Raw genomic sequence first — 23,718 nt, 5'->3', positions numbered from 1 at the left:
AGGTCAATCAGGCCGCCAGTTCAGTGACAGCTTTCTGCGCATTGGACAGGGTTGTTTCGGGGTCCAGTGCCATGCGATCAGCGGCGATGACCTCCACATCATGGATGCCGATGAAGCCCAGAACATGGCGCGCATAGGTGGTGGCAAAGTCAATCTCGGACCCGACAGCGGTACCACCCGAGGCTACGGCGAGGATGGCGCGTTTGCCTTCCAGCAGGCCTTTCGGCCCTTCCTCGGAATAGGCGAATGTCAGACCCGCGCGGGCCACAAGATCGATCCAGGCTTTGAATGCGGCCGGAACTGAGAAGTTGTAGATCGGTAGGCCGATGACAATGGTGTCTGCCTTTTGCAGTTCCGACACCAGCTCGTCCGACAACGACAGAACGTCCTGCTGGACAACGTCGCGCTGATCGGCGGGGGTGAAATTGGCAGCGATCCAGTCTTCGGTGATAAGGGGCAGGGGAGAGGCGAGATCGCGGCGGATAATACGCCCGGCGTTCAGGTGGCGAACCACGCGTTCGGACAGATCGCGGGTGGCTGAACCGGTGCGGCGGGCTGAGGCGTCGATGTGCAGGATGGTTTTGGTCATTTCGGAGGTCCTAAACTGTGGAATTAGCTTCTGTCGCCCCAATATGGCTGTTGCGAATGTGAACAAAACTCGGATATATCAACAAGCATTGTTAGAATTTGCACAGTGGAACGGATGCAATGGACAATTGGGATGAAGTAAGAACCGCCTATCAGGTGGCGCGCATGGGAACGGTCAGCGGTGCGGCGGATGTATTGGGCGTACACCACGCCACCGTGATCCGCCATATCGACGCGATCGAGGCGCGGCTGGGCGTCAAACTGTTTCAGCGTCATGCGCGCGGCTATACCCCGACCGAAGCAGGTAAGGATCTGTTGCGTGTCGCGCAGGCGACCGAAGATCAGTTCAACCAGTTGGTTGGCCGCATGAAGGGGCGCGGAGATGATGTCTCGGGCGAACTGGTGGTGACCTCGCTGGCCTCGCTTGCGCCTTTGATCGTGCCGACCTTGAGCGAATTTCAGCAAGCCCATCCGGGTCTCATTGTGCGCTATCTGACCGGCGACCGCCTGTTTCGACTGGAATATGGCGAAGCGCATGTGGCTATTCGCGCAGGGGCCGCACCGGATCAGCCGGACAACGTGGTGCAGCCTTTCATCGCGCAAGAAGTCGGACTGTTCGCGAGCAAAGGCTATATCGCACGCCACGGTAAACCTTCGAGCGTCGAGGATTTCGCCAATCACCATTTCGTCGGCAATGACGACGAAAACAGCCGCGCGCCGTTTTCCCGCTGGCTGCGTGCCAATGCACCGGAACAGGCGATCACCTTCCGCTGCACCAACAATTTTTGCATGCGCGAGGCGGTTCTGGCCGGGGCCGGTATCGGTTTCATGGCCCGGTGGGAGGCCATGCGCGACCCCGATCTGGTTGAGGTGATGGAGCCTCTGCCCGAATGGTCGGGCAAGCTGTGGTTGGTGACCCATGTGGATTTGCACCGCACAACTAAAGTCCAGGCGTTTTTGTCCTTCCTGAAAGAACAATCCAAAGGTTGGCTGCCGTGACACCACAAGCGCGCGGCCATCTGGCCATGCTGACATTTTCTGCCCTGGTTGCGGGCAGTTTTTCGCTGGGTTCAATGGCAGCGAATGAAATCGCGCCCTCGGCAATCACTGCGGCACGCTTTGCCATTGCGGCAGTGGTGATCGGCATCGCCGCCCTTGCCACAACAGGCATATCGCGCAGCGCAACACAGGCCCCCTGGCGCTATCTGGTCCTGGGCGGGTTGTTTGGGTCGTATTTCGTCTTGATGTTCTACGGCCTCAAAACCGCGCCACCGGTCAGTGCGGCTGCGGTATTTACCTTGACGCCGGTCATGTCGGCTCTGGCTGGCTGGGTGCTGCTGCGTCAGATCACTACCGCGCGCATGGCGCTGGCCCTGACCGTTGGCGCGGTCGGCGCGCTTTGGGTAATCTTCCGGGCTGATTGGCAGGCCTTTCAAGCCTTCGAAATCGGAGGCGGAGAGATCATCTATTTCTGGGGATGCGCTGCCCACGCCGTCTATACCCCGATGGTGCGTCGCCTGAACCGGGGAGAGCCTGCGGTAGTGTTTACCTTTGGAACACTGGTGGCCGGGTGCCTTATCCTGACGCTGTGGGGCTGGTCCGATATCCGCGCGACCGATTGGGCGAACCTACCCAGGATTGTCTGGGTAACGCTGCTCTACATTTCGCTATTCGCGACGGCGGCCAGCTTTGTACTTGTTCAGTTTGCGGCGCTGTGTCTGCCCGCAGCCAAGGTCATGGCTTATACGTATCTGATTCCCAGCTGGGTCATCTTGTGGGAGATCGGGCTCGGGCGTCCTGCGCCAACAGCCTTGGTATTGGTCGGAGCGGCTTTGACAGCCGTTGCGTTGCTGATGCTGCTGAAGGGAGAAGACACTTCTTCCAAACCTGTTCTGACAATGGATTGAATCTTGCCTTCTGAATCGGGTCTGGCAAGTTGGCCGGTACTAAGAGCTATTTGAGTGCGGAGTTTCGCTATGAAATCACCCCTCCTTGTTCCTGTGTTGTTTGCCTTGTCCGCTTGTGCAACCGGAGGAGCGAACGACGCCGCGCAGGCTGACCTGCAGGCAAGCTGCGAGGCTCTGGTAGGTGCTGAAACCGGGACCGGGCCAAGTGGTGTCAAAGCAATCTCGACGCAATCCGGACCGACTGGCTCGGTCACCAGTGTTTTCGTGGCAGGGGCAGAGGCGCCATGGCTTTGCCGGGCCGATGCGACCGGCGTCGTGACCGGGGTCGAATACAGCCGAGAAGGTTAGGCTAACAGCTCCCAGCGCCTTTGAGGCAGGTCAAAGTGGTTATATGCGAATTTCTCTATGCTTTTTGGCGAGGAGGAAGACGCAATGTTCAAACATATTATGGTCCCAGTCGACCTGCACCTGCCACCCGAGGTCAAGAAGGCGACTGAAGTTGCTGCACAATTGGCCAGTTGGCAAGCCGCCAAAGTGACCGTCGTAAGTGTCACGGGCACCCAGCTCGGGGATGTTAATCTATCGAAAGACGCAATTGAGCAAAAGCTGCAGGACTGCGCTAGTGAGATTGCAGAACAATGCGGCGCTCCGGTTGCCACACGCAACATACACTCGGTCGATGTCGCTGCCGAAGTCGATGGCGATCTGACCCGCGCGGCAGAAGATATTGGTGCTGATCTGATTGTGGTCGGGACTCACGCCCCAAGGATCACAGACTATATCTTTTCCAGTCATGCTGGTTATTTGGCCAAACACGCCAGCATGTCAGTTTTTGTGGTGCGTTGAAACTCAGGCCTCGTCCGAGGGCAGTTCGACCTCGAGGAACCGCTCGAACGCATCCAGATTGACCGGTTCGAACTGTCCGAAACCCTGCATCCAGACCGACGCCGCACGCAGGGCGTCAGGCTCTAGCTTGCACCACTTAACCCGCCCTCGTTTTTCCTGAGAAATCAGCCCGGCCTTGGTCAGGATCACCAAGTGTTTCGAGATCGCAGCCAATGACATGTCGAACGGTTCAGCCACGTCGGTGACGGCCATATCGTCCTCCAGCAGCATCGCAAGGATGGTGCGGCGGGTTGGGTCGCCGAGGGCCGCAAAAACAGTGTCGAGGTCGTTGGACATGGCTCATTCCTAAAGCTCAAGAACCGGTTTGACAATTTTCGCTGCAACGACAAGGTGCCAGCAAACAAAAAAGGTTTGGGAATGGCACTGAAATACTGGTTAGTGATTTGCATACTTGGCATCGGCTGGGGCATGTCATTCATGTTCAATGCCATTCTGCTGCGCGAGCTTGGGCCACTGTCGGTATCGATGGGGAGGGTGGGTTTTGGTGCGTTGGGGTGCTGGGTCTATGTGTTGGGCGCCCGTTTACAAGTCAATCTGACCTTCGGTCGTGCAGCCGGGTTGCTGGGATTTGGCGTGCTCAGCTATGCTGCTCCATTTGCCTTTTATGCCCTGGGTCAACAGCATATTGGCGCGGGTGTCGCAGGGATCGTGAATGCCACGACGCCTGCTTTTGCGGTTGTTGTATCGCATTTCTGGCCCGGAGGAGAGCGGGCGACGCTATTGAAATCCCTGGGCGTGGTCTGTGGTTTTGCGGGTATCGTAGTATTGTCGTTGCCGGTGCTAAACTCAGGCGCAAAATCCGAGTTCTGGGCAATTCTTCTCACCTTGTGCGCCCCTGTCTGCTATGCCTTTTCGGTCAACATCGCGCGCGCCTTCCGGGACATGCCGCCGGTTGTTCTGGTCGCGCTGGCCCTGACGGGCGCGACACTGGCAATAGCTCCACTAGCCTTGTGGAGCGAAGGCGTGCCCCATATCACCCGGATCGAAACCTGGGCTTCGCTGGCCATGATCGGCGTTGTACTGACCTCCGCAGCCTTTATCGCATTCTACTGGCTTCTTCCCAAAGTGGGACCAACGAATATATCGACGGTCACCCTGATCGCTCCGGTCTCTGCGCTGGTGCTGGGAACATGGGTGCTGAATGAGACGCTTCGGCCCGAGCACCTGTTGGGCATGGGGGCAATTCTTGTCGGGCTTTTGCTTATCGACGGGCGGATCGTCAGGCGCAGGCAGCGGGATGCAGTTGGAAAAGATCAACCGAAAGGTTGAATATGCAGAATTCGCCCAATTCGCCCGTTTGGCCTGTTTTAACGAATGGGATGAATTGAGTGAAGTTAGATTAATATTATATAAATCAATTGGTTAACGATGTTCTGGGCGGGCGGTTAACAGCGTTGACTCTGCGCCCTCAGACCCTTAGCACCCTACCCAAGACTGTGCGAGGGAAACGCCCGTGACCGATGATGACCAAAAGCAGCGTATGGCGCAGCTGGAGGCCAAGATCGACGCGGCAAAAAAGGCCAAAGCGCCCAAGCCTCGCGCAGATGCTGACGTGTCCGGGGGTGAGCTTGCCTGGAGGATGGTCATCGAAATGGTATCCGGTCTGGGGATCGGATTTGGCATCGGATACGGGCTTGATAGCCTGCTCGGGACGACCCCGATCTTTCTGGTGCTATTTACATTGCTGGGCCTTGTCGCGGGCGTGAAGGTTATGCTCCGCAGCGCGAAAGAGGTTCAAGAGAAACAAACGGCTGCAAATGCGGCCGAGAAGGACGAGAGGGACTGAACGTGGCGACCGAGACCACCGCAGCAGAAGGCAGCAGCCTGGTATTCCACCCGATGGACCAGTTCATCGTCAAGCCGTTGTTCGGCGACGGTGCGGTTGGCATGTTCACGGTCACCAATGTGACTCTGTGGCTGTTCTTTGCCGTATTGGCCGTGGTGGCTCTGTTGGTTCTGCCAACGTCCAAGCGCGCGATCGTCCCAAGCCGCATGCAGTCGATTGCAGAACTGGCCTATGGCTTCATCTACAAGATGCTTGAAGACATTTGCGGCAAGGAAGGCGTCAAGTTCTTCCCCTATGTCATGACCTTGTTCATGTTCATCGTAACCGCGAACTTCTTGGGCCTGATCCCGACCTCGTTCACCACCACATCGCATTTTGCAGTCACCATCCCGCTGGCTTTGGCCGTGTTCCTGACCGTGACCATTCTGGGTTTTGTCAAGAACGGTGCAGGGTTCCTCGGTCTGTTCTGGGTCTCCAGCGCGCCTTTGGCGCTGCGTCCGATCCTGGCGATCATCGAGCTGATTTCGTACTTTGTACGCCCCGTCAGCCACTCTATTCGTCTTGCTGGTAACGTCATGGCTGGCCACGCGGTTATCAAGGTTTTCGCAGGCTTCGCCGCGATTGCCGTGATCTCGCCCGTGTCGGTTCTTGCGATTACAGCAATGTATGGTCTTGAGGTCCTAGTGGCCTTCATTCAGGCCTACGTATTCACCATTCTGACCTGTGTTTATCTGAAAGATGCACTGCATCCGTCGCACTAAGGTCCGAACACCCAACATCGAAACTTCCAATTCGTAAGGAGACACATCATGGAAGGCGATCTCGCACACATCGGCGCAGGCCTGGCAGCAATCGGTTCCGGCGCAGCCGCAATCGGGGTGGGCAACGTTGCAGGCAACTTCCTGGCCGGCGCCCTGCGCAATCCTTCGGCAGCTGCATCGCAGACTGCAACCCTGTTCATCGGTATCGCGTTCGCAGAAGCCCTGGGGATCTTCGCATTCCTGGTCTCGCTGCTGCTGATGTTCGCCGTATAATCTGCGGAACCTGATCCTTACGCGCAGATGGGCCCAAGCCATAGCGGCCCATCTGTTGTAAAGACTACGTTCCGACGGAGGATATCATGGCGACAGAACCTATTGCCGAAGAAGTAGCCGGCTCGTGCGTCGACTCCTATGGCTCTGCCATCGGGATGCCGCAGCTCTGCTTCGATTGGTTCCCCAACCAGATTTTCTGGCTGGTCATTACGCTGGTCGTCATCTTTCTGGTCCTGTCCCGCGTGGCCCTGCCGCGCATCGCGGCAATCCTGGCGGAGCGTCAGGGGACCATTACAAATGACCTGGCTGCGGCCGAAGATCTGAAGGCCAAAGCGGTCGAGGCCGAAGAGGCCTATAACAAGGCGCTGGCCGATGCCCGTTCTGAGGCACAGCGTATCGCAGCGGAAGCGCGCGCGGAAATCCAGTCTGGTCTGGATGATGCGATTGCCAAGGCGGACGCGGAAATCGCTGCAAAGGCGGCTGAATCGGAAAAGGCGATTGCCGAAATCCGTGCCGGTGCGCTGGAAAGCATTCAAGTGGTTGCCAAGGATACGGCGGCTGAACTGGTCACCGCACTGGGCGGCGAGGCGGATGCCAAAGCCATCAACAGTGCAGTAGACGCGCAGACGAAAGGATAAGTGACATGCGGAACACTCTTGCCCTTATCCTGACCGTTGGTGCCGCCAGCCCTGCGCTGGCTGCAAGCGGACCGTTCTTTTCGCTTGGTAACACCGATTTTGTGGTCCTGCTGGGCTTCATCGTTTTCATCGCGGTCCTGTTCTACTTCAAAGTCCCCGGCATGATCGGTGGTGCATTGGACAAACGTGCCGAAGGCATCCAGTCCGAACTGGACGAAGCACGTGCCCTGCATGAAGAAGCGCGTAGCCTGCTAGCATCGTATGAGCGCAAGCAACGCGAGGTGCAGACACAGGCCGACGCCATCGTCGAAGCGGCGAAGCAGGACGCGGCATTGGCCGCTGAGCAAGCCAAGGTCGATCTGGAGAAATCCATTGCACGCCGTCTGGCGGCTGCACAGGATCAGATCGCATCGGCTGAGGCCTCAGCAGTCAAGGAAGTTCGCGATCAGGCCGTCACCGTTGCAGTTTCCGCAGCGAAAGCCGTTCTAGCCAAGCAAATGACCGCCACGCAGGCGAACAAGCTTATCGACGCATCCATCGCGGATGTCGGTGAAAAGCTGCACTGATCACATTGATCAAGCGACTTAATGAAACCCGGGGCCCTGAGGTTCCCGGGTTTTTCTATCGTGACTTTGTTTAGGTTTCTTTGCTCGGCGCCGGGTCATGACCCAGACGAATATAGCAACCATCGTGATCAAAATCTCGATCTTGAACGTCCAATGATTGAGAAATGACAATATCCAATGAGAATGGGTCGCCTGTACCGTGACTAACGGATATGTCGCGTCCGAAAAGGGCCATATCCATGTGACCTCACCCGTGATCGAATCCAATAACATGTGAACCAACCCGCCCGCGCCCAGGAAGGTCAGAAAGGTTCCGATTTGTAGACGCCATTGTCGGATCAGGAGACCTAAAAGCAGAATGCTCGCCCAGATGATTGGTCGGTGCGTCAGGTAGGAATGATGATGGTGCCCGCGATCATCGATAAGATAAAACCAGAATATGTCTATGTCTGGCGCCACGGCTCCGATCATCGCAGCTGCAAATGCAAGCTTGCCCAGATTCGGCGCAGTCGTTCGGAAGATCAAGTAGGCGCCCGGTAAATGTCCTATAAACATTAGACCTCGCCGGTCTCGTGCTTCAGTCGCTGCTGCGCGATTTCTTCATTGTGCAGGGCCTTCTGCTGATCGGCCATGCAACCTTTGACAAAATTCAGATGGTCCTCGACCGCCCGGCGCGCCCCCTTTGGGTCGCGGTCTTGTAGGGCGACGTTGATGGCGCGGTGCTGATCCAGAATGGCATCGCGGGTGGTGCGCTGCTGGAACATGATCCGGCGGTTGTAGAATACGCCCTGTCGCAGCAGATCGAACATCGACCGCATCATGTGCAGCATCACCACGTTATGGCTGGCTTCGATGATGGCCATGTGAAACTGGGCGTCCAGATGCGCCTCTTCTTCGGCAGCGTTACGCGCGTGGGCAGTTTCCATCTTGTCTAGTATGGTCTGCACCACTTTCAGATCGCTGTCCGATCCCATCCGCGCGGCGCGCTCGGCGGCTAGCCCCTCCATATCGCGCCGGAACGAAAGATAGTCGAACACCGCCTCGTCGTGATTGCCGAACAACCGGATTAAAGCGGGCGAGAAGGCCGAACCCAGAACCTCGGCCACATAGATGCCTGACCCGGCCTTGGCGGCCAGCAATCCCTGATCCTGCAGATCAGCGATTGCCTCGCGCAGCGAGGGGCGCGACACGCCCATCCGCTCGGCCAGTTCCCTTTCCGAGGGTAGGCGCTCGCCGGGGCGCAGGATGCCGCGCAGGATCAACAACTCAATCTGGCGCACCACGGCCAGAGACAGTTTTTCGGTCTGAACTTTTTGAAAAGGCATCCGGCTAACATCTGAAATTGGTCAACTCACTTGACCACGATTGCGGGGCGCGTTCAAGCCGCTCACACAGGTTGAAACATTGGGTCAGTATTATTGACATAAGAGGTGCATTGCCTAGTCTGCGACCTAAGGGCGGAGGAGGCCCGCAACGATGGATCAGCTATACGCCACCCGCGCATCCCGAATGAAAGCATCCGAAATCCGCGAATTACTGAAGCTTCTGGGCGAGCCCGGTATCATTTCGTTCGCAGGCGGTATCCCTGACCCGAACCTGTTCCCGGCTGAGGCCTTTGCCGAGGCGTTCCAGTACGCGCTAGGCCCGGATCGACAGGCGCAGGCCCTGCAATACTCTGTCAGCGAGGGCTATGCGCCCTTGCGCCAATGGCTGGTTGGCTACATGCGCGGGATAGGTGTGGAGTGCGACATCGATAACATCCTGATCACCTCCGGTTCTCAGCAGGCGCTGGATTATCTGGGTAAGCTGTTTCTATCGCCGGGCGATACTGCGCTGGTCGGCTGGCCCACCTATCTGGGCGCGCTGAATGCCTTTGACGCTTATGAGCCGCGCTTCGACCAGCTCAGTGTCAACGGCAATCGTGGCGCGGCTGAGTACCGAGAAGCGGCGGATGGCAGTCCGATCAAGTTCGCTTATCTCTCCGCTGATTTCGCCAACCCGACGGGTGAGACCGTCGACCTGCGGGGCAGGGAAGCGCTGTTGGATCTGGCCGAGGAATTAGACTGTGCTGTGATTGAGGATGGGGCCTATCAGGCGCTGCGCTATGATGGCGACCCGATCCCCCCAATCATGGCGCTGGAACAGGCCCGCAAGGGATCAATCGAAAACTGCCGCACGATCTATTGTGGTAGTTTCTCGAAAACCCTGTCACCCGGTCTGCGTGTTGGCTGGGTGGTAGGTGCGAAACCTGTGATCTCGCAAATGGTGCTGCTCAAGCAGGCTGCCGACCTTCATTCCTCGACCATCAACCAGATGGCTGTGTATCAGGTGGCGCGGGATTGTTTCGAAAGCCACGTTCCGATGTTGCGCCGCACCTATGCCGCCCGCCGCGATGCGATGTTGGAGGCGTTGGCCCAGCATATGCCCGATGGTGTGGAATGGACCCGACCCGAAGGCGGTATGTTCATCTGGGTCACGTTGCCCAAAGAGGTGAACGGGGCCGACCTGCTGGCCCGGGCGCTTGAAACCGTCAAGTTGGCCTTTGTCCCGGGTCAGGCGTTCTACCCTGATGACACCGGTGCCAACACGATCCGGCTGAGCTTTTCCAATTCCGATGAGGATACGATCCGCGAAGGTATTCGCCGGTTGGGAGAGGTGCTGCGCGCCTGATCTGGGAAAGGAATCATTAACCATATTGCCGCAAGAACGGGTGTATGATCCGTCTGCTTGCCTTCCTGCTTCTGGCTGCCTGTTCGGGCGGCACGCCTTATTTTCGCGAGTTGCCCGCGACGCGCATCTCGGTAAATGGCAGCGTGTTTGACGTCCGCGTCCGCAACGAACTGGCCGAAGCCGTCCGCGTGAACCCGCAATACGCCCCGCGCCTTGGTCCGATCCGCGATCGGGCCGCGCTGGCGATGGCGCAGGTCTCGGGCTGTCCGCTTCTGGACGTTCTGGGCGATGCGGCGGTCACTGTGGGCGTTCTGGGCTGCGACCAGGAACTGGGGGAAAAGCTGATTTTCGGAGCGCTCCTTCGCCGTCCTTATGAATGCGTCGATTATGGCTATTACGAAGATTACGGATATCAGGTCTTCGAATGCTCGCCGTATTGAGATACGCGAAACCCTGCGTAGTTTTGCCAAGATATTGTGGATAACTCGGCCAATAATCCCATATCCTGCGCAATCACGTTGACACCTCCCCCATCCGTTGCGCAGACTTCCTAACCATAGGAATCATACCAAGAGCAGCCATTGCGCTTTAGCAAACTCAAACTGACCGGCTTCAAAAGCTTTGTCGACCCGACCGATCTGATCATCGCGGACGGGCTGACCGGAGTTGTGGGTCCCAATGGCTGCGGCAAATCCAACCTTCTGGAGGCTCTGCGCTGGGTGATGGGCGAAAACCGACCCAAATCCATGCGTGGCGGGGCGATGGAGGATGTGATCTTTGCGGGCGCGGCGACCCGACCCGCGCGCAATTTTGCCGAGGTGGTCCTGACCATGGACAACTCGGAACGGCTGGCCCCTTCGGGCTTCAATGAAAGCGACCAGTTGGAGATTGTCCGCCGCATCACCCGCGACGTGGGCAGCGCCTATAAGACCAACGGCAAGGACGTCCGCGCCCGCGATGTGCAGATGCTGTTTGCAGACGCCTCGACCGGGGCGCATTCGCCTGCGCTGGTGGGGCAGAACCGAATTGCTGAGCTGATCAATGCCAAGCCCCGCGCCCGCCGCCGCATTCTGGAAGAAGCTGCGGGCATCTCAGGCCTCTATCAACGCCGCCACGAGGCTGAACTGAAACTCAAAGGCACCGAGGCTAATCTGACTCGCGTCGATGACGTGCTGGAACAGTTGGGCGGCCAGTTGGCGCAACTCGCCCGTCAGGCCCGTCAGGCCGCGCGCTATCGCGAGATTGGCGAACAGCTGCGTCAAGCCGAAGGGATGCTGCTCTATCGTCGCTGGAAAGAGGCCGACATGGCCCGCCAAGCGGCAGAAGAAAAGCTGCGAGACCGGATCACCGAAGCCTCCCGCGCCGAAGCCTCCGCCCGTGAATCCGCTGCCAAACGCGCTGAGATTGAGGAAACCCTGCCGCCCCTGCGCGAGGAAGAGGCCATCGCCGCCGCCGTCCTGCAACGTCAGCAGGTGCAGCGCGATCAGCTCTCGGATCAGGAAACCCGCGCGCGCCAGACGATCGAGACTCTGACCAACCGAATCCAGCAGTTGGGGAACGACATCGAACGCGAATCCGGCCTGAACCGCGATGCGGGCGAGATGATCGAACGGCTGGAATGGGAGGCGCGCGAGCTTGCCAAAGCCGCCGAGGGTTATGACGAGAAGGTCGCCGAGGCTGCGGAAATAGCCCGCGAGGCCGCCTCGGTTCTGCAGGATCGCGAAGATCACCTGTCGCAGGAAACCGAAGACATGGCGCGTCTGGTGGCCCGCCACCAATCGGCGCAGCGTCTGGTCGAGGACAGTCGCAAGACACTTGCCCGTTCCGAGGGTGAAGAGGAAAAGGCCCGCGCCGCCGTGGACGAGGCACGCAATGCGCTGACCCGTGCCAGTGAGGCATTCGAGACGGCGCAGGAGGGCGAAGAAGAAGCCCGCGAAGCTGCTGAGTCCGCCGAAGAAGCGCTCGCCGCTGCCGATGAGCTGCGCAACGACACGCAGGCCCGTGAAGCCGAGGCGCGCGCCAAGCGCTCCGAGGCCGAAGGCGAGTTGGGTGCGATCCGGGCCGAGACCACTGCACTGGCGAAACTGGTCGAACGCGACACGGCTGAAGGTGGGCAGGTGCTCGACCTGCTGCGCGTGGTTTCGGGATATGAAAAAGCGCTGGGGGCAGCACTGGCTGACGATCTGCGTGCTCCGTTGGTCGAAGGTGACGGGCCTTCAGGCTGGGTGCAGGTGGCGGGCTATGACAGCGATCAAACCTTGCCAGACGGAGCAGAGCCTCTGGCCTTGCATGTGTCCGGTCCCGACCGGCTCAGCCGCCGGATCGCGCAGATCGGTCTGGTCGATGCGGATCAGGGCGCACGGTTGCAGGCGTCGCTGAAACCCGGGCAACGGCTGGTCTCGCGCTCGGGCGATTTGTGGCGCTGGGACGGGTTCCGCGCCTGGGCCGAGGATGCGCCAAGCGCTGCGGCCCTGCGGCTGGAACAGCTCAACAAGCTGGAAGCGCTGAAACAGGAACTGACCCGCACCGAGGCGCAAGCCGATGGTGCCCGCGCCGCGCACGAAGCCCTTTCACAGCAACTGGCCGACGTCACCGAAGCTGATCGCCGTGCCCGCGAAGCCCGCCGTGCCGCCGATCAGCGTATGGCCGAAACCGCACGGATGCTCAGCCGAGCCGAGGCAGATCGCAATCTGGCACAGGGCAAGCTGGAAACTCTCACCCTTGCAGTTGATCGCCATAAGGAAGATGCAATGTCTGCCCGCGCGCAACTGCGCGAGGCTGAGGGCGCGCTGACCGGACTGGGCGACCTCGACAGCGCCCGCGCGCAGGTCGAGGACATCAAACAGACGGTCGAGGCGGCACGGATCACCATGCTGACCCACCGCTCGACCCATGACGAGTTGCGTCGTGAAGGTGAGGCTCGGACCCGGCGTTCGCAGGAGGTCACCAAGGACCTTAGCGGTTGGCGGCACCGTTTGGAAACGGCCGAGAAGCGGATTTCCGAACTGGCCGAGCGCAAGGAAAGCTCGGAAGAGGAGCTGTCCGAAGCAATGGCCGCTCCCGGCGAAATCGCCGAGGCGCGGGAAGAATTGAACGAGTTGATCGAAACTGCCGAAGCTCGCCGGGCCGAGGCCGCTGACAAGCTGGCGGAAGCCGAAACAGCGCAGCGCGAGGTGGTTCTTGCTGAGCGCGAGGCCGAACGTCTGGCCTCCGAGGCGCGCGAGACCCGTGCGGCGGCAGAGGCGCGTTGTGATGCGGCCAAGGAGAGCGTGGTCGCAGCGGCGGAGCGGATTGCCGAGGATCAGCAACTGACGCCAAACCAGTTGCTCAACCAACTGGACGTGAACCCCGACCAGATGCCCGCCGCCGACGCGCTCGAGGCCGAGGTCAATCGCCACAAACGCCAGCGCGACGCCCTGGGCGCTGTGAACCTGCGTGCCGAAGAGGATAGCAAGGAAGTTCAGGAAGAGTTTGACACGCTGAACGGTGAAAAGGCTGATCTGGAAGAGGCGATCAAAGCCCTGCGCAGCGGTATCGCCAGTCTCAACCGCGAAGGCCGCGAACGTCTGCTGACCGCGTTTGAACAGGTGAACTCGAACTTTGCCATGCTGTTCAAGCACCTATTTGGCGGCGGTGAGGCCAATCTGGTCATGGTCGAAAGCGACGATCCGCTGGATGCGGGTCTTGAGATCATGTGCCAGCCACCGGGCAAGAAACTCTCGACCCTCAGCCTGCTGTCAGGTGGTGAGCAGACCCTGACGGCGACCGCGCTGATTTTTGGCGTCTTCCTCGCAAACCCGGCCCCAATCTGTGTGCTCGACGAGGTCGACGCGCCGCTGGATGACGCCAACGTCACCCGCTTCTGCGATCTCCTGGATGAAATGTGTCGACAGACCGACACGCGGTTCCTGATCATCACTCACCATGCGGTGACGATGGCGCGGATGGATCGGCTATTCGGTGTTACCATGCAGGAGCAAGGCGTCAGCCAGCTCGTCTCGGTTGATCTGAAGAAGGCCGAGCAGATGGTCGCCTGAACGATCACCGCAACGTTATGAGCCATCGCCTGCGTATCAGGTTAGGCTGGCATCATGATCCGATACTTCATTCTCGCATTGCTGGCGGCCAATCCCCTCTGGGCTGCCGACTGGCCCACCAAGCCCGGCGACATCCCATTGTCGCCTCAGGAACTTGAGGCGCTGGCAGGTCGTACACTAACTTTCTACGACGACGGCCAATCCAAATTTTCGGCCGGAGGGGCCTATTCCTACACCTACGCCAGCGGGGATTCCGCCTTTGGCACGTATTCCATCGCCCAGGATGGCAGCGTCTGCATCGCCTATCGCAACGGATTCAGCAGGTGCGATCTGTATGTTCGCAGTGGGGAACGGTTGGTCCTGATCGACGAGAAAGGTGACCGCTATCCGATCAAGAGCGAGTAATTGATCTGTTTTTGCCAGCTAAAGCGACATATCGATAGAATTTGTGATCGCTTAGGGTGAAGAACGGGATAATTTTTAGCTGTTGAAGTTGTAGAATGCTCCAGATCAATAGGTTTCATGGGGTTCACAAAATGTGCCGTTTTTTAGCTTGGGTTGGGGAACAGCGATATCTGGATGAGTTGATTCAAGAGCAGGAGCAATCGCTGGTCATTCAAAGCCGCAACGCATTGATAGGGAAGACACCGATCAATGCCGACGGGTTTGGCTTGGCCTGGTATTCTGATCGCGAAACGCCTTGTTTCTACAAGGACACTCATCCCGCGTGGTCCGATGCAAATCTCAAGCAACTGGCACATCACACACGATCACGACTGTTTCTGGCCCATGTGCGAGCGTCGACTGGCACTGCGACTTCGCGTAACAATTGCCACCCGTTCGGTGTTGGCAAATGGAGCTTCATGCATAATGGCCAAGCTGGTGGGCATGACCAAATCCGGCAAGAGCTCGACTCAATGATCCCGGCACATTTGTACGGTCACCGAATGGGTGCCACGGAAAGCGAGGCGATCTTTCTGATTGCTCATGGTGAAGGTCTGGATTCAAACCCGATCGGCGCAATGGCACGAGCCGTAGGGCGGGTGGAAGCGCTGTCACGACAATGCGGGTCGTTGCCCTATATGCGGTTTGCGGCGTGCTGGTCAGATGGCAAGCGTGTATTTGCGGCGCGCTATGCGTCTGATCGTTATGCACCCAGTCTGCACTACCGGACCTCCGAAGACGGGATAGTGATATCGTCCGAACCGCTTGATGCAGACAGTGACGGCTGGGTTGAAGTACAACCCAATACCGCCATCGTCACAGAAGGCTCTGTGGTATCGATCCATGCGTTTGATCCGTCAGTGAAACGTGAACCGGCAAAGGTCGCCTAGGCGCTGATCCTCATAGCCGGTTCAACAGCTGTGTCGTTGGCCAGGCATCGGCCGGTAGACCTAGTCGTACCTGTTCGGCCTGCACCGCTGCGCGTGTTCCGGCCCCAAGGATGCCGTCGATCTTGCCCACGTCGTGCCCCCGTGCCTGCAGTTTTGTCTGCAACTGCTTCATCTGCGCGCCCGTCAGCGCCGGTACGGGGTTGCCTGCGTCGTAGATCTGCGCGCCTTCCAGTCTTGTGCCGAAGTAGGCGGCGGTCAGGACGTAAACGAAGCTCTGGTTCCATTCGAAATAGACATCGAAATTCGGATAAGCGAGGAACGCAGGGCCCTTGTGTCCCTGTGGCAGGATCAGCGAGGCAGGCAGATTTGCCAACGACCCCATGCGCGCCTGCACGCCCATCGCCTGCCATTCGGACACCGAGCGGGGCTTGCCGGGGCCGGAGAGAGACCAGTCCATCTGCGCGGGCACGGTGACCTGCTGCAGCCATGGCTGACCCGGTTGCCAACCCAGGTGTGACAGCATCTTGGCCCCGGACATCAGTGCATCCGGTGCCGAGGTTTTTAGCGAAACCTTGCCATCTCCGTCCCCATCCACGCCGTTTTCCAAAATGTCGCGCGGCAGCATCTGCACCATGCCAATCTCGCCCGCCCATGCGCCGGTGGTGCGGGTCGGGTCGAAATTGCCTTGTTGATACAGCTTGATGGCAGCGAAGATTTGCGGCCGGAACAGCTCGGGGCGGCGGCAGTCATGGGCAAGCGTCACCAGCGCGTTTCGGGTGTTGAAATCACCCTGAAACGCGCCGTAGTCGGTCTCAAAAGCCCAGAACGCTAGCAGCACACCTCGCGAAATGCCGTATTCACGCTCAATCCGGTCAAATACGGCATCGTACTTCTCTGACATAGCCTTGCCCCGGTCGATTCGGTTTTGCGAGATCAGGCGGCGCGAGAAGTCGATGAAGGGTTTTTGGAATACGCCCTGCGCGCGGTCGGCTTTCAGAACGGCTCCGTCCTGCCGCACGCCGTTGAAGAAGCTGTCAACGGTGGACTTGTCGAAACCCTGCTGAATGGCTTCGGCTTTCAGCCCTTTGACGAAGGTATTGAACCCACCGCCGCACTGGGCAAGGGCGGGTGAGGCGAAGAAGGCGGCGGCAATAAGGCCGGAAAGGAAACGCATAAGGCTGATCCGTCAGAATATGAAGTTGAACCCAACCCACACCGACACGAGCCCAAGCGCAAGCCCCCAAACCTGCCAGAGCATGTTGGATGCGCGAAAAACCTCTGCCGCGTCGATATCTTGCCGGGCATTCCCGTTCACCCAGGCGAGATCCCGCATCTGCCCGTCATAGCTGCGCGGCCCGGCCAACGCGATATCCAGCGCGCGCGCCATCGCGGCCTCGGGCCAGCCTGCGTTGGGTGAGATATGGCGGCTTGCATCCTCTACCATTTCTCCCCAGCGCGACAATTGGCCGGACAGCGCCACGATCAATACAAACGTCAGGCGTGCCGGGACAAGGTTCAGCAGATCGTCCAGCCGCGCCGCTGCCCAACCGAAGGCGCGGTACTTGTCGTTGCGATAGCCGATCATACTGTCGGCGGTGTTGACGACCTTGTAGACCAGCAGCCCCGGCAGACCCCCGACTAGAAACCAGAAGGCGGGGGCAATCACCCCGTCGCTCAGGTTTTCGGCTGCGCTTTCGATGGCCGAGCGCGCCACCTGCGCCTCGGTCATGTCCCGCGTATCGCGCGAGACGATCATGGCGACCTGAGCGCGCCCTTCGGCAAGCGAGGTCAACAGGCCTTCGCCAACTGCGCGAACATGGGTGATCAGGGATTTCTGTGCCAGAAGGATGGCGCAGACCACGATCTCGACGATCGGACCAAGCAGTGCCAGCAACCGGCCAAGGATGAGTGCCGCCACAACCAGGATGAGTACTGTCGCAACCCCTTTGAGGCGGCGATACGCCCCATGGTTCAGCCGGTTGTCTAGCCAGCCAATCGCGTTGCCCATCAACACGGCAGGGTGGCGAATCCGCGACCACAGCCAATCCGGCTCACCAAGTGCTGCGTCCAGACACATGGCGCAGACCAATAGAAACGCGGTGCTCACAGCGCTGCTTCCAAACGGGCCCAGCCGTCTGCTGGCGGTAATCCAAGGCGCAGGAAGGTTCTGGAATAGGGGAATATACGGCTCCAGATATGCGCCCGGGCCAATCGGTCTTGCCATGCGGTCGCGTTATCAACGTCGTAGAGGCGGAACAGGCTGGTGCCGCCAATCAGCCGCGCACCTTTGGCCGTTACAAGCTGATCCAACCGTGTTGCGTCATTTGCCAGACGCATGCGCGTTTCATCAGCCCATTTTACATCGCGCAGCGCTTGCGTTCCGATCCGCTGCGCCGGGCCGGAAACCGCCCAAGGTCCGGTCAGGTCGTTCAGCCGTGCGATCAGATCGGGATGGCCGATCGCAAAACCCAGCCGCAACCCGGCCAACCCCCAAAACTTGCCGAAACTCTTCAACACCACGATGCCGGGCCGTTCAGCCAGATGGATCAGCGAAGCGTCGGGGGTGACGTCACAGAAGCTTTCGTCAATCACAGTCAGCAGGGCGTCGACATCCGTCTCTTGCCAGATGCGCCCATCGGGATTGTTGGGGTGCACGATGACGCGCGCCTCGGCGGGGCCGGTCTCGTGCACCGTCCAGCCCTGCGCGGTGAACGCGGCGGCATGTTCGTTATAGGTTGGCATCGTGATCTGCACGCGGCCCGCTTTGGCCAGCGCGGGCAAGCGGGCAATCACCGCTGAAGCGCCGGGAGAGGGCAGAATCTCGGCCCCATCCGGCACGTTCCAAAACTCCCGCGCCGCGTCCGACAGGCGTTCGAACGCGCCATGATCGGGCAGTTCCATCCAGTCCGACTGCTGCAGGCCCGAGACCAGATAAGCGTGCGGGTTGATCCCCGTTGACAGGTCGATCCAGTCCGTGCGAACGCCCCCGAACCGGGCCATCGCGCCATCCAGACCCCCGCCATGATCGCGCGCGGCCCGAGGGTTCAATCTGTCATTCTGTCCAACCATCAGCCCCAGCCGGAATCGCCTATTTCGTATGCTTCAAGCGGATTTTTGCCGCTCATACAAGCGAATCCGCCAGTTCATGGCCCTGTGCGGGCGCTGTTAACACTTTGTTAAGGAAATCGCGTGATCACGGACAACAGGGGTCGGCACCACTCACCCTTATCACGTGCCGAGGTTGTTGCAAATGAAAGTACTGATTGTTGAGAGTAACCCCGATCTAGGTCGGGTCTGGCAACGGCATCTGCAAAGGCAGGAGGCCGAGGTCACTTTGGTTGAGACGCAAGAGGCTGCAATATTGGCGCTCTATGGCACAGCCTTCGATATCATCGTGTTGGATCTGGTTTTGGAAACCGGCAGCGCCTTGGCGGTTGCCGATTTTGCAAGCTATCGCAGGCCCGAGGCGCGGGTGATCTTTGTCACCAACACCACATTCTTCTCGGACGGGTCCATCTTTGCCCATAGTGCGAATGCCTGCGCCTATGTGCAAAGCTCGACCCCGCCCGAGGATCTGGCAGCAATGGTCGAGCACTACGCCGCCGGGCGCTGATCCCGTCCATGGGGTTCTAAATAATCCAGCTCTGGGTTCACCGGAATGATCCGATGCGGATTGATGCTATCGTGGCTGTAGTGATAGTGGCGCACAATGTGGTTCATGTTCACCGTCTCGGCCACGCCGGGCCACTGATAAAGCTCGCGGGTAAAGGCCCAGAGGTTCGGGTAATCCACCAGCCGCCGTTTGTTGCATTTGAAATGCAGGTGATAAACCGGGTCGAACCGGATCAGCGTGGTGAACAAGCGCCAGTCGGCCTCGGTCACGCGGTCACCCATCAGATAGCGGTTGCGTGACAGACGATCCTCAAGCCAATCCAGCGTGTCGAACAGAGGGTCAATGGCCGCGTCATACGCCTCTTGCGAGGTGGCGAAGCCGCATTTGTACACCCCATTATTTACATCGGAATAGATGCGCGCGTTGACCTCTTCAATCTCGTCCCGCATCGCCTCGGGCCAGTAGTCGTCCGTGTTGCCGGTGATCCCGTTGAAAGCCGAATTGAACATGCGGATTATTTCCGAGCTTTCGTTCGAGACGATGGTCTTTTCCACTTTGTCCCACAGGATCGGCACCGTCACTCGGCCTGAATAGTTGGGGTCGGCACGGGTATAGATCTGATGGACAAAGTCATGTCCGAACAGTTTGTCTCCTGTCGCTCCATGGTCGTCTGTCTCAAAGTTCCATCCTTTATCCAGCATATCCGGATGTACCACCGAGACTGAGATGTGTTCTCGCAACCCCTTCAACTCGCGAAAGATCAGCGTGCGATGCGCCCAGGGGCAGGCGTGAGAGACATACATATGATATCGCCCGCTCTCCGCCTCGAAACCGCCACGCCCCGAGGGACCAGGTGCCCCATCGGCGGTGATCCAGTTGCGAAACTGTGCGGCCGAACGTTTGAACGCCCCGCCAGTGGATTTGGTGTCATACCAGGTGTCATGCCAAACGCCGTCGACAAGCAGGCCCATCGTCATTCCTCCGCATTGCGTTTGAGACAAAGATAGGCTGTTGCGGCTCAGGTTCCTATTTCACCGCGCGCGCAACTGACCTGCATCCGCGCACAGTGTCATCAGGACACCTGCGCAACAGATCGTAAATCTCGGGTCCAAGTGAGACAGTTCACTGGATTTTTACACAAGCTGGTCCACAATAAAGAAAGTTCTGGGGGAAGTTTATTATGAGTACCTATGTTTCTAAGGAAATTCGCGCTGAATTGGATGCCGCCCGAATCGCTACATTGAAGAAATCCAGCCGTTTGCGGGTGGAGTTTGGCGACAATAGCTTCAAGATTCTCACATTGTGGAAGGATGGTTTCACCGTCGAGGCCGAAACCACGCCACGCCTGCGTGGGCTCGTCGATATCTATGACGGTGTCAATCACATGTATCAGTGCCTGATCATCGCAGATGAAGAAGCGGTGGGTGAGATGCGCTATGAGTTCAAGCGCAGCACTGTGGCAGCCGACAAGGCCCCGCTGGATTTCTACCGCGCGCCGGATGCACCTATCGCACTGCTTGAAAACCGCGACTGACACGCTCACCGATTGACCTGTGGCACCGAAGCGTCGTCGGCGCTCGGAGCTGCAATGGTGTCACAAGATTTTCAGGTATCGGGCCGGACGATTAGTCGTGGGCCGTCAGGGTTAGGTGCACAGGGTCCAAACCATCGATGCCGCCTTCGATTCGGTCTCCGGCGACCACGGGCCCGACCCCAGCGGGTGTGCCGGTCAGGATCAGATCGCCGGGGCGCAAATGATAGAAACCGGATAGATGGCAGATCAGTTCATCAATCTTCCAAACCAGCTCGGACAAGGTGGCGTCCTGTTTCACCTGCCCATTGACGCTGAGATAGATGCGCTTGTCATCCGATGGACTCCAATGATCGGCTCGGGTCAGCGGCGCAAAGACCGCGCCGTTTTCCACATCCTTGCCCAGATCCCAGGGGCGTTGTTCGTTGCGCTCGCGGATCTGCAGGTCGCGGCGCGTCATGTCCAAAGCACACCCGTAGCCAAAGATCGCCGCATGGGCCTGTGCAGCCGTGGCCTGGAAGACCGGTTTGCCGATTGCAACGGCCAGTTCCATTTCGTGATGATAATTCTCGGTTCCCGCAGGATAAGGCTCATGTGCACCTGTCAAAACCGCGTTGGGCGCGGATTTGGTGAAATAGAATGGCGCCTGACGATCCACCTCATGCCCCATTTCAGCGGCGTGGGCGGCATAATTGCGGCCCACGCAGAAAATCCGCCCGATCGGATAGGTCGCCTGCTCCCCCTGTGCCGGGATGCTCGGGATGTCCGGAAGCGCAAAAAGTTGGTTGGGCATGATGTGGCTCCGTTCGTTCTCGGACGGGGATTATTGCAAATCGCCAAAGGCGCGTTTGAGGCGGGCGCAAGCCTCTTCCACCCGCGCGCGTTGCGTGGCCAGATTGAACCGCTCGAAGGTTTCTCCTCCGGTGCCGAAGCCGGGACCTGAAGATGTCGCGATCCGCGCATCGTCGCGCAGGCGGAGGACAAATTCATCATGGCTCATCCCGGTGCCCGAGAAATTAACCCAGGCCAGATAGGTCGCCTGTAGCGGCATCGACCACAGGCCCGGAATCTCGGCGATGGTGGCGTCGAACAGTTTTCTGTTGGCATCCAGATGGGCGACCTGTTCATCGACCCATTTCGCCCCTTCCGGAGAATAAGCGGCGGTGATCATCGCCACCCCCAGCGCACTTGGATCATAGTCCAGAGTGGTGATCCGGTGTCGCATCTCGGCCCGCAGCTTGGCGTCGGGAATGATCATGTTACCGGTGCGCTGGCCCGCGATATTGAATGTCTTCGACGCCGCGGTCAGAGTCACGGTCCAGGGACGCGCATTCGGGGCGGCCACATCCATCGGCACGAAAGTATTGCCCGGATAAACCAGATCGTGGTGAATCTCATCCGATACCAGGATCAGTCCATTACGTTCTGCAAACGCCGCCACCGCGCGCAGTTCTTCTGGCGTCCAGACCCGGCCCGACGGGTTCTGCGGCGAGCACCACAACAGCAGCTTTTCCGAACCGTCCAGCCGCGACTGCGCATCGTCCAGATCAAGCGCATAGCTGTCGCCGTCACGTACTAGAGGGCATTCCACCACGCGACGGCCCGATTTGTTCACCTTATGGGCAAACTCATGGTAAACGGGCGTGAATATAACGACGCCATCACCCGGCTCGCTCCAGACATCCAGACACAGGGCAATCGCATTGCCCAGACCCTGTGAGGTCAGCACCCAATCGGTATCGATCTCCCAGTTGTGGCGGGTCTTCATCCACCACTGGATTGCGTTCAGATACTCCGGGTGCATCCACGAATAACCAAACGCGCCATGATCGGCGGCCTTGCGCACGGCCTCGATCACACATGGGGCGGTGGCATAGTCGGAATCAGCCGTCCACATGGCCAGCCCGTCCTCGGGCGAGACGCCAAAGAGCCGCTCCATCTTGTCCCATTTTGAAGAGTTGGTGCCCCGGCGGTCGATCAGGTCGTTGAAAGTCATGTCATCTCCATCTGTCGAGGCGAAAGCTAACCACAAATCCATCAGGTGCAAGGGGGCCGTTGCGGAGGCGGGCGCGATGGCCTAAATCAGCCCCATGAAACGCAATATCCTGATCCATCCCGATCCCCGCCTGAAAAAGGTCTGCGCGCCGGTGGCCGACATCACCGACGATCTGCGCAAACTGGCTGATGACATGCTGGAGACGATGTATGACGCGCCCGGCATTGGCCTTGCGGCACCGCAGATCGGCGTGCTGGATCGCCTGATCGTGGTGGATTGCGTCAAGGAAGAAGGCGAAGCGCCGCGCCCGCTGGTGATGTTCAACCCCGAGGTTATCGCGTCCTCGGACGAGACAAACGTTTACGAAGAAGGCTGCCTGTCGATCCCCGAGCAATATGCCGAAGTGACCCGCCCGAAGACGGTTGATGTCACCTGGCTGGACCGCGACGGCAATCTGCAACAGGAAACCTTTGATGATCTCTGGGCGACCTGTGTCCAGCACGAGATCGACCATCTGAACGGCAAGCTGTTCATCGATTATCTCAAGCCGCTCAAACGCCAGATGATCACGCGCAAGATGCAGAAGCTCAAGCGCGAAAAGGCCCGCACATGACGGTGCGAACCTGCCTGCCATGGCCCGACAAGCGCCTGCGCACCAAGGCCGAGGACGTCCCCGAGATCACCGATGACATCCGCGCCATCTGGGACGACATGATCGACACGATGGAGGCGATGCCGGGTGTTGGCCTCGCCGCGCCCCAGATCGGGGTGATGCTGCGTCTGGCCGTCGTGGATGGCTCGACCCAGCGGGGCAAAGCCGTGCGGCTGGCCAATCCCGAGATCCTGCACAGCTCGGTGGAACTGCGCGAACATGACGAGGCCAGCCCGAACCTACCCGGCGTGTCCGCCAAGGTGAAGCGACCGCGCGCAGTGACAGTGAAATTTCTCAACGAACAGGGCCAGATCGACCGCCGCGATTTCGTCGGGATCGAGGCCACCAGCGTGCAGCATCAGATCGACCACCTGAACGGGCGGATGTATTTCGACCGGCTCAGCAAGGTCAAACGCGACATGCTGCTGCGCAAGGCGCGAAAATCAACGTAGGCCGGGCT

Annotated in this window: 29 protein-coding genes; 19 read left to right on the top strand and 10 right to left on the bottom strand. The window is 59.1% G+C overall.

The genetic code is table 11. The features are described 5' to 3' along the window. Positions 1-7: 7 nt before the first annotated feature. Positions 8-589 (bottom strand): NAD(P)H-dependent oxidoreductase, encoded by a 582-nt coding sequence (locus tag ACR0KN_RS05665; protein WP_170542998.1) that lies wholly within the window; start codon positions 587-589, stop codon positions 8-10. Between the two features lie 119 nt (positions 590-708). Between ACR0KN_RS05665 and ACR0KN_RS05660 the strand changes: the two genes are divergently transcribed. The 4 genes from ACR0KN_RS05660 (at position 709) to ACR0KN_RS05645 (ending at position 3,341) form a co-directional block, all read left to right on the top strand. Next, positions 709-1,587, top strand: coding sequence for a LysR family transcriptional regulator (locus ACR0KN_RS05660; RefSeq protein ID WP_260024630.1), 879 nt, complete (start codon positions 709-711; stop codon positions 1,585-1,587). Continuing rightward, complete coding sequence (locus ACR0KN_RS05655; protein WP_480652025.1) at positions 1,584-2,495, top strand: DMT family transporter; 912 nt, start codon at positions 1,584-1,586, stop codon at positions 2,493-2,495. Before ACR0KN_RS05660 ends, ACR0KN_RS05655 begins: the two co-directional genes overlap by 4 nt. 69 nt (positions 2,496-2,564) lie before the next feature. Then, positions 2,565-2,843: a hypothetical protein gene (locus tag ACR0KN_RS05650; RefSeq protein ID WP_480652023.1), complete on the top strand. Its 279-nt coding sequence runs from the start codon at positions 2,565-2,567 to the stop codon at positions 2,841-2,843. An 84-nt stretch (positions 2,844-2,927) separates the two neighbouring features. Next, on the top strand, positions 2,928-3,341 hold the full coding sequence (locus tag ACR0KN_RS05645) for a universal stress protein (protein ID WP_480652021.1): 414 nt from the start codon (positions 2,928-2,930) through the stop codon (positions 3,339-3,341). Between the two features lie 3 nt (positions 3,342-3,344). Here the strand turns inward: ACR0KN_RS05645 and ACR0KN_RS05640 are convergent, their stop codons facing one another. Continuing rightward, a complete protein-coding gene (locus ACR0KN_RS05640; protein ID WP_010437612.1) occupies positions 3,345-3,677 on the bottom strand; it encodes an ArsR/SmtB family transcription factor in 333 nt (110 codons plus the stop codon). 81 nt (positions 3,678-3,758) lie between these two features. Here ACR0KN_RS05640 and ACR0KN_RS05635 point away from each other — a divergent pair, with 81 nt between their 5' ends. The 6 genes from ACR0KN_RS05635 (at position 3,759) to ACR0KN_RS05610 (ending at position 7,425) form a co-directional block, all read left to right on the top strand. Next, positions 3,759-4,670 (top strand): DMT family transporter, encoded by a 912-nt coding sequence (locus ACR0KN_RS05635; RefSeq protein ID WP_480652019.1) that lies wholly within the window; start codon positions 3,759-3,761, stop codon positions 4,668-4,670. A 184-nt stretch (positions 4,671-4,854) separates the two neighbouring features. Continuing rightward, positions 4,855-5,187, top strand: a complete 333-nt coding sequence (locus ACR0KN_RS05630) for an AtpZ/AtpI family protein (protein WP_480652017.1) — start codon at positions 4,855-4,857, stop codon at positions 5,185-5,187. A 2-nt stretch (positions 5,188-5,189) separates the two neighbouring features. Then, positions 5,190-5,948, top strand: coding sequence for a F0F1 ATP synthase subunit A (locus tag ACR0KN_RS05625; RefSeq protein WP_010437618.1), 759 nt, complete (start codon positions 5,190-5,192; stop codon positions 5,946-5,948). Between the two features lie 48 nt (positions 5,949-5,996). Further along, positions 5,997-6,221, top strand: a complete 225-nt coding sequence (locus ACR0KN_RS05620) for a F0F1 ATP synthase subunit C (RefSeq protein ID WP_005981269.1) — start codon at positions 5,997-5,999, stop codon at positions 6,219-6,221. A gap of 86 nt (positions 6,222-6,307) precedes the next feature. Beyond that, complete coding sequence (locus tag ACR0KN_RS05615) at positions 6,308-6,859, top strand: F0F1 ATP synthase subunit B' (protein WP_170475781.1); 552 nt, start codon at positions 6,308-6,310, stop codon at positions 6,857-6,859. Positions 6,860-6,864: 5 nt separating this feature from the next. Then, on the top strand, positions 6,865-7,425 hold the full coding sequence (locus ACR0KN_RS05610; protein WP_170475783.1) for a F0F1 ATP synthase subunit B: 561 nt from the start codon (positions 6,865-6,867) through the stop codon (positions 7,423-7,425). 18 nt (positions 7,426-7,443) lie between these two features. On the opposite strand, the gene ACR0KN_RS05605 is transcribed toward ACR0KN_RS05610, so the two are convergent. Together ACR0KN_RS05605 and ACR0KN_RS05600 are read right to left on the bottom strand one after the other, a co-directional pair. Then, positions 7,444-7,980 carry a metal-dependent hydrolase gene (locus tag ACR0KN_RS05605; RefSeq protein ID WP_480608812.1) on the bottom strand — a complete coding sequence of 179 codons (537 nt, stop codon included), beginning with the start codon at positions 7,978-7,980 and terminating at the stop codon, positions 7,444-7,446. Continuing rightward, positions 7,980-8,750: a FadR/GntR family transcriptional regulator gene (locus ACR0KN_RS05600; protein WP_480652014.1), complete on the bottom strand. Its 771-nt coding sequence runs from the start codon at positions 8,748-8,750 to the stop codon at positions 7,980-7,982. Before ACR0KN_RS05600 ends, ACR0KN_RS05605 begins: the two co-directional genes overlap by 1 nt. 151 nt (positions 8,751-8,901) lie before the next feature. On the opposite strand from ACR0KN_RS05600, the gene ACR0KN_RS05595 reads away from it, so the two are divergent. The 5 genes from ACR0KN_RS05595 to ACR0KN_RS05575 all read left to right on the top strand — a co-directional run bounded on the left by ACR0KN_RS05595 (position 8,902) and on the right by ACR0KN_RS05575 (position 15,466). Then, positions 8,902-10,095: an aminotransferase-like domain-containing protein gene (locus ACR0KN_RS05595; RefSeq protein ID WP_480652012.1), complete on the top strand. Its 1,194-nt coding sequence runs from the start codon at positions 8,902-8,904 to the stop codon at positions 10,093-10,095. 44 nt (positions 10,096-10,139) lie between these two features. Further along, entirely contained in the window at positions 10,140-10,535 is a 396-nt protein-coding gene (locus ACR0KN_RS05590; RefSeq protein ID WP_480652011.1) for a hypothetical protein, read from the top strand. 141 nt (positions 10,536-10,676) lie between these two features. Beyond that, positions 10,677-14,132 (top strand): chromosome segregation SMC family protein, encoded by a 3,456-nt coding sequence (locus ACR0KN_RS05585; protein WP_480652009.1) that lies wholly within the window; start codon positions 10,677-10,679, stop codon positions 14,130-14,132. Between the two features lie 54 nt (positions 14,133-14,186). After that, a complete protein-coding gene (locus ACR0KN_RS05580) occupies positions 14,187-14,537 on the top strand; it encodes a hypothetical protein (RefSeq protein WP_480652007.1) in 351 nt (116 codons plus the stop codon). Positions 14,538-14,668: 131 nt separating this feature from the next. Further along, positions 14,669-15,466 (top strand): class II glutamine amidotransferase, encoded by a 798-nt coding sequence (locus ACR0KN_RS05575; RefSeq protein WP_480652005.1) that lies wholly within the window; start codon positions 14,669-14,671, stop codon positions 15,464-15,466. Positions 15,467-15,476: 10 nt separating this feature from the next. On the opposite strand, the gene ACR0KN_RS05570 is transcribed toward ACR0KN_RS05575, so the two are convergent. Genes ACR0KN_RS05570 through cobD form a run of 3 tightly spaced genes read right to left on the bottom strand, consistent with a single transcriptional unit; the run spans position 15,477 to position 18,535 of the window. Beyond that, positions 15,477-16,640, bottom strand: a complete 1,164-nt coding sequence (locus tag ACR0KN_RS05570; RefSeq protein ID WP_480652003.1) for a lytic murein transglycosylase — start codon at positions 16,638-16,640, stop codon at positions 15,477-15,479. A gap of 12 nt (positions 16,641-16,652) precedes the next feature. Next, a complete protein-coding gene (gene cbiB / locus ACR0KN_RS05565; RefSeq protein WP_480652001.1) occupies positions 16,653-17,573 on the bottom strand; it encodes an adenosylcobinamide-phosphate synthase CbiB in 921 nt (306 codons plus the stop codon). Next, the gene (gene cobD / locus ACR0KN_RS05560) at positions 17,570-18,535 is read right to left on the bottom strand and encodes a threonine-phosphate decarboxylase CobD (protein ID WP_480651999.1); all 966 of its coding nucleotides are present in this window, start codon (positions 18,533-18,535) and stop codon (positions 17,570-17,572) included. Before cobD ends, cbiB begins: the two co-directional genes overlap by 4 nt. Before the next feature lie 181 nt (positions 18,536-18,716). Between cobD and ACR0KN_RS05555 the strand changes: the two genes are divergently transcribed. Beyond that, positions 18,717-19,079 (top strand): response regulator transcription factor, encoded by a 363-nt coding sequence (locus ACR0KN_RS05555; protein ID WP_008756687.1) that lies wholly within the window; start codon positions 18,717-18,719, stop codon positions 19,077-19,079. On the opposite strand, the gene ACR0KN_RS05550 is transcribed toward ACR0KN_RS05555, so the two are convergent. After that, positions 19,061-20,050: a glutathione S-transferase family protein gene (locus ACR0KN_RS05550; protein WP_480651997.1), complete on the bottom strand. Its 990-nt coding sequence runs from the start codon at positions 20,048-20,050 to the stop codon at positions 19,061-19,063. The genes ACR0KN_RS05555 and ACR0KN_RS05550 overlap by 19 nt on opposite strands. A 209-nt stretch (positions 20,051-20,259) precedes the next feature. On the opposite strand from ACR0KN_RS05550, the gene ACR0KN_RS05545 reads away from it, so the two are divergent. Further along, positions 20,260-20,613 (top strand): hypothetical protein, encoded by a 354-nt coding sequence (locus ACR0KN_RS05545; protein ID WP_480651995.1) that lies wholly within the window; start codon positions 20,260-20,262, stop codon positions 20,611-20,613. A gap of 91 nt (positions 20,614-20,704) precedes the next feature. Here ACR0KN_RS05545 and ACR0KN_RS05540 read toward each other — a convergent pair whose 3' ends face one another. Beyond that, positions 20,705-21,403: a fumarylacetoacetate hydrolase family protein gene (locus tag ACR0KN_RS05540; RefSeq protein WP_480651993.1), complete on the bottom strand. Its 699-nt coding sequence runs from the start codon at positions 21,401-21,403 to the stop codon at positions 20,705-20,707. 30 nt (positions 21,404-21,433) lie between these two features. Beyond that, positions 21,434-22,606, bottom strand: coding sequence for a MalY/PatB family protein (locus ACR0KN_RS05535; protein WP_480652413.1), 1,173 nt, complete (start codon positions 22,604-22,606; stop codon positions 21,434-21,436). A gap of 94 nt (positions 22,607-22,700) precedes the next feature. Here ACR0KN_RS05535 and def (ACR0KN_RS05530) point away from each other — a divergent pair, with 94 nt between their 5' ends. After that, positions 22,701-23,219: a peptide deformylase gene (def, locus tag ACR0KN_RS05530; protein ID WP_170392632.1), complete on the top strand. Its 519-nt coding sequence runs from the start codon at positions 22,701-22,703 to the stop codon at positions 23,217-23,219. Continuing rightward, entirely contained in the window at positions 23,216-23,710 is a 495-nt protein-coding gene (gene def, locus ACR0KN_RS05525) for a peptide deformylase (RefSeq protein ID WP_480651991.1), read from the top strand. The genes def (ACR0KN_RS05530) and def (ACR0KN_RS05525) overlap by 4 nt, the downstream gene beginning before the upstream one ends. The last annotated feature ends 8 nt before the right edge of the window (positions 23,711-23,718 follow it).

This window comes from Ruegeria sp. AP7 (assembly GCF_056539905.1).
Note: the sequence above shows the minus strand (reverse complement) of the source record. Positions and strands in the feature narration are given on the sequence as shown.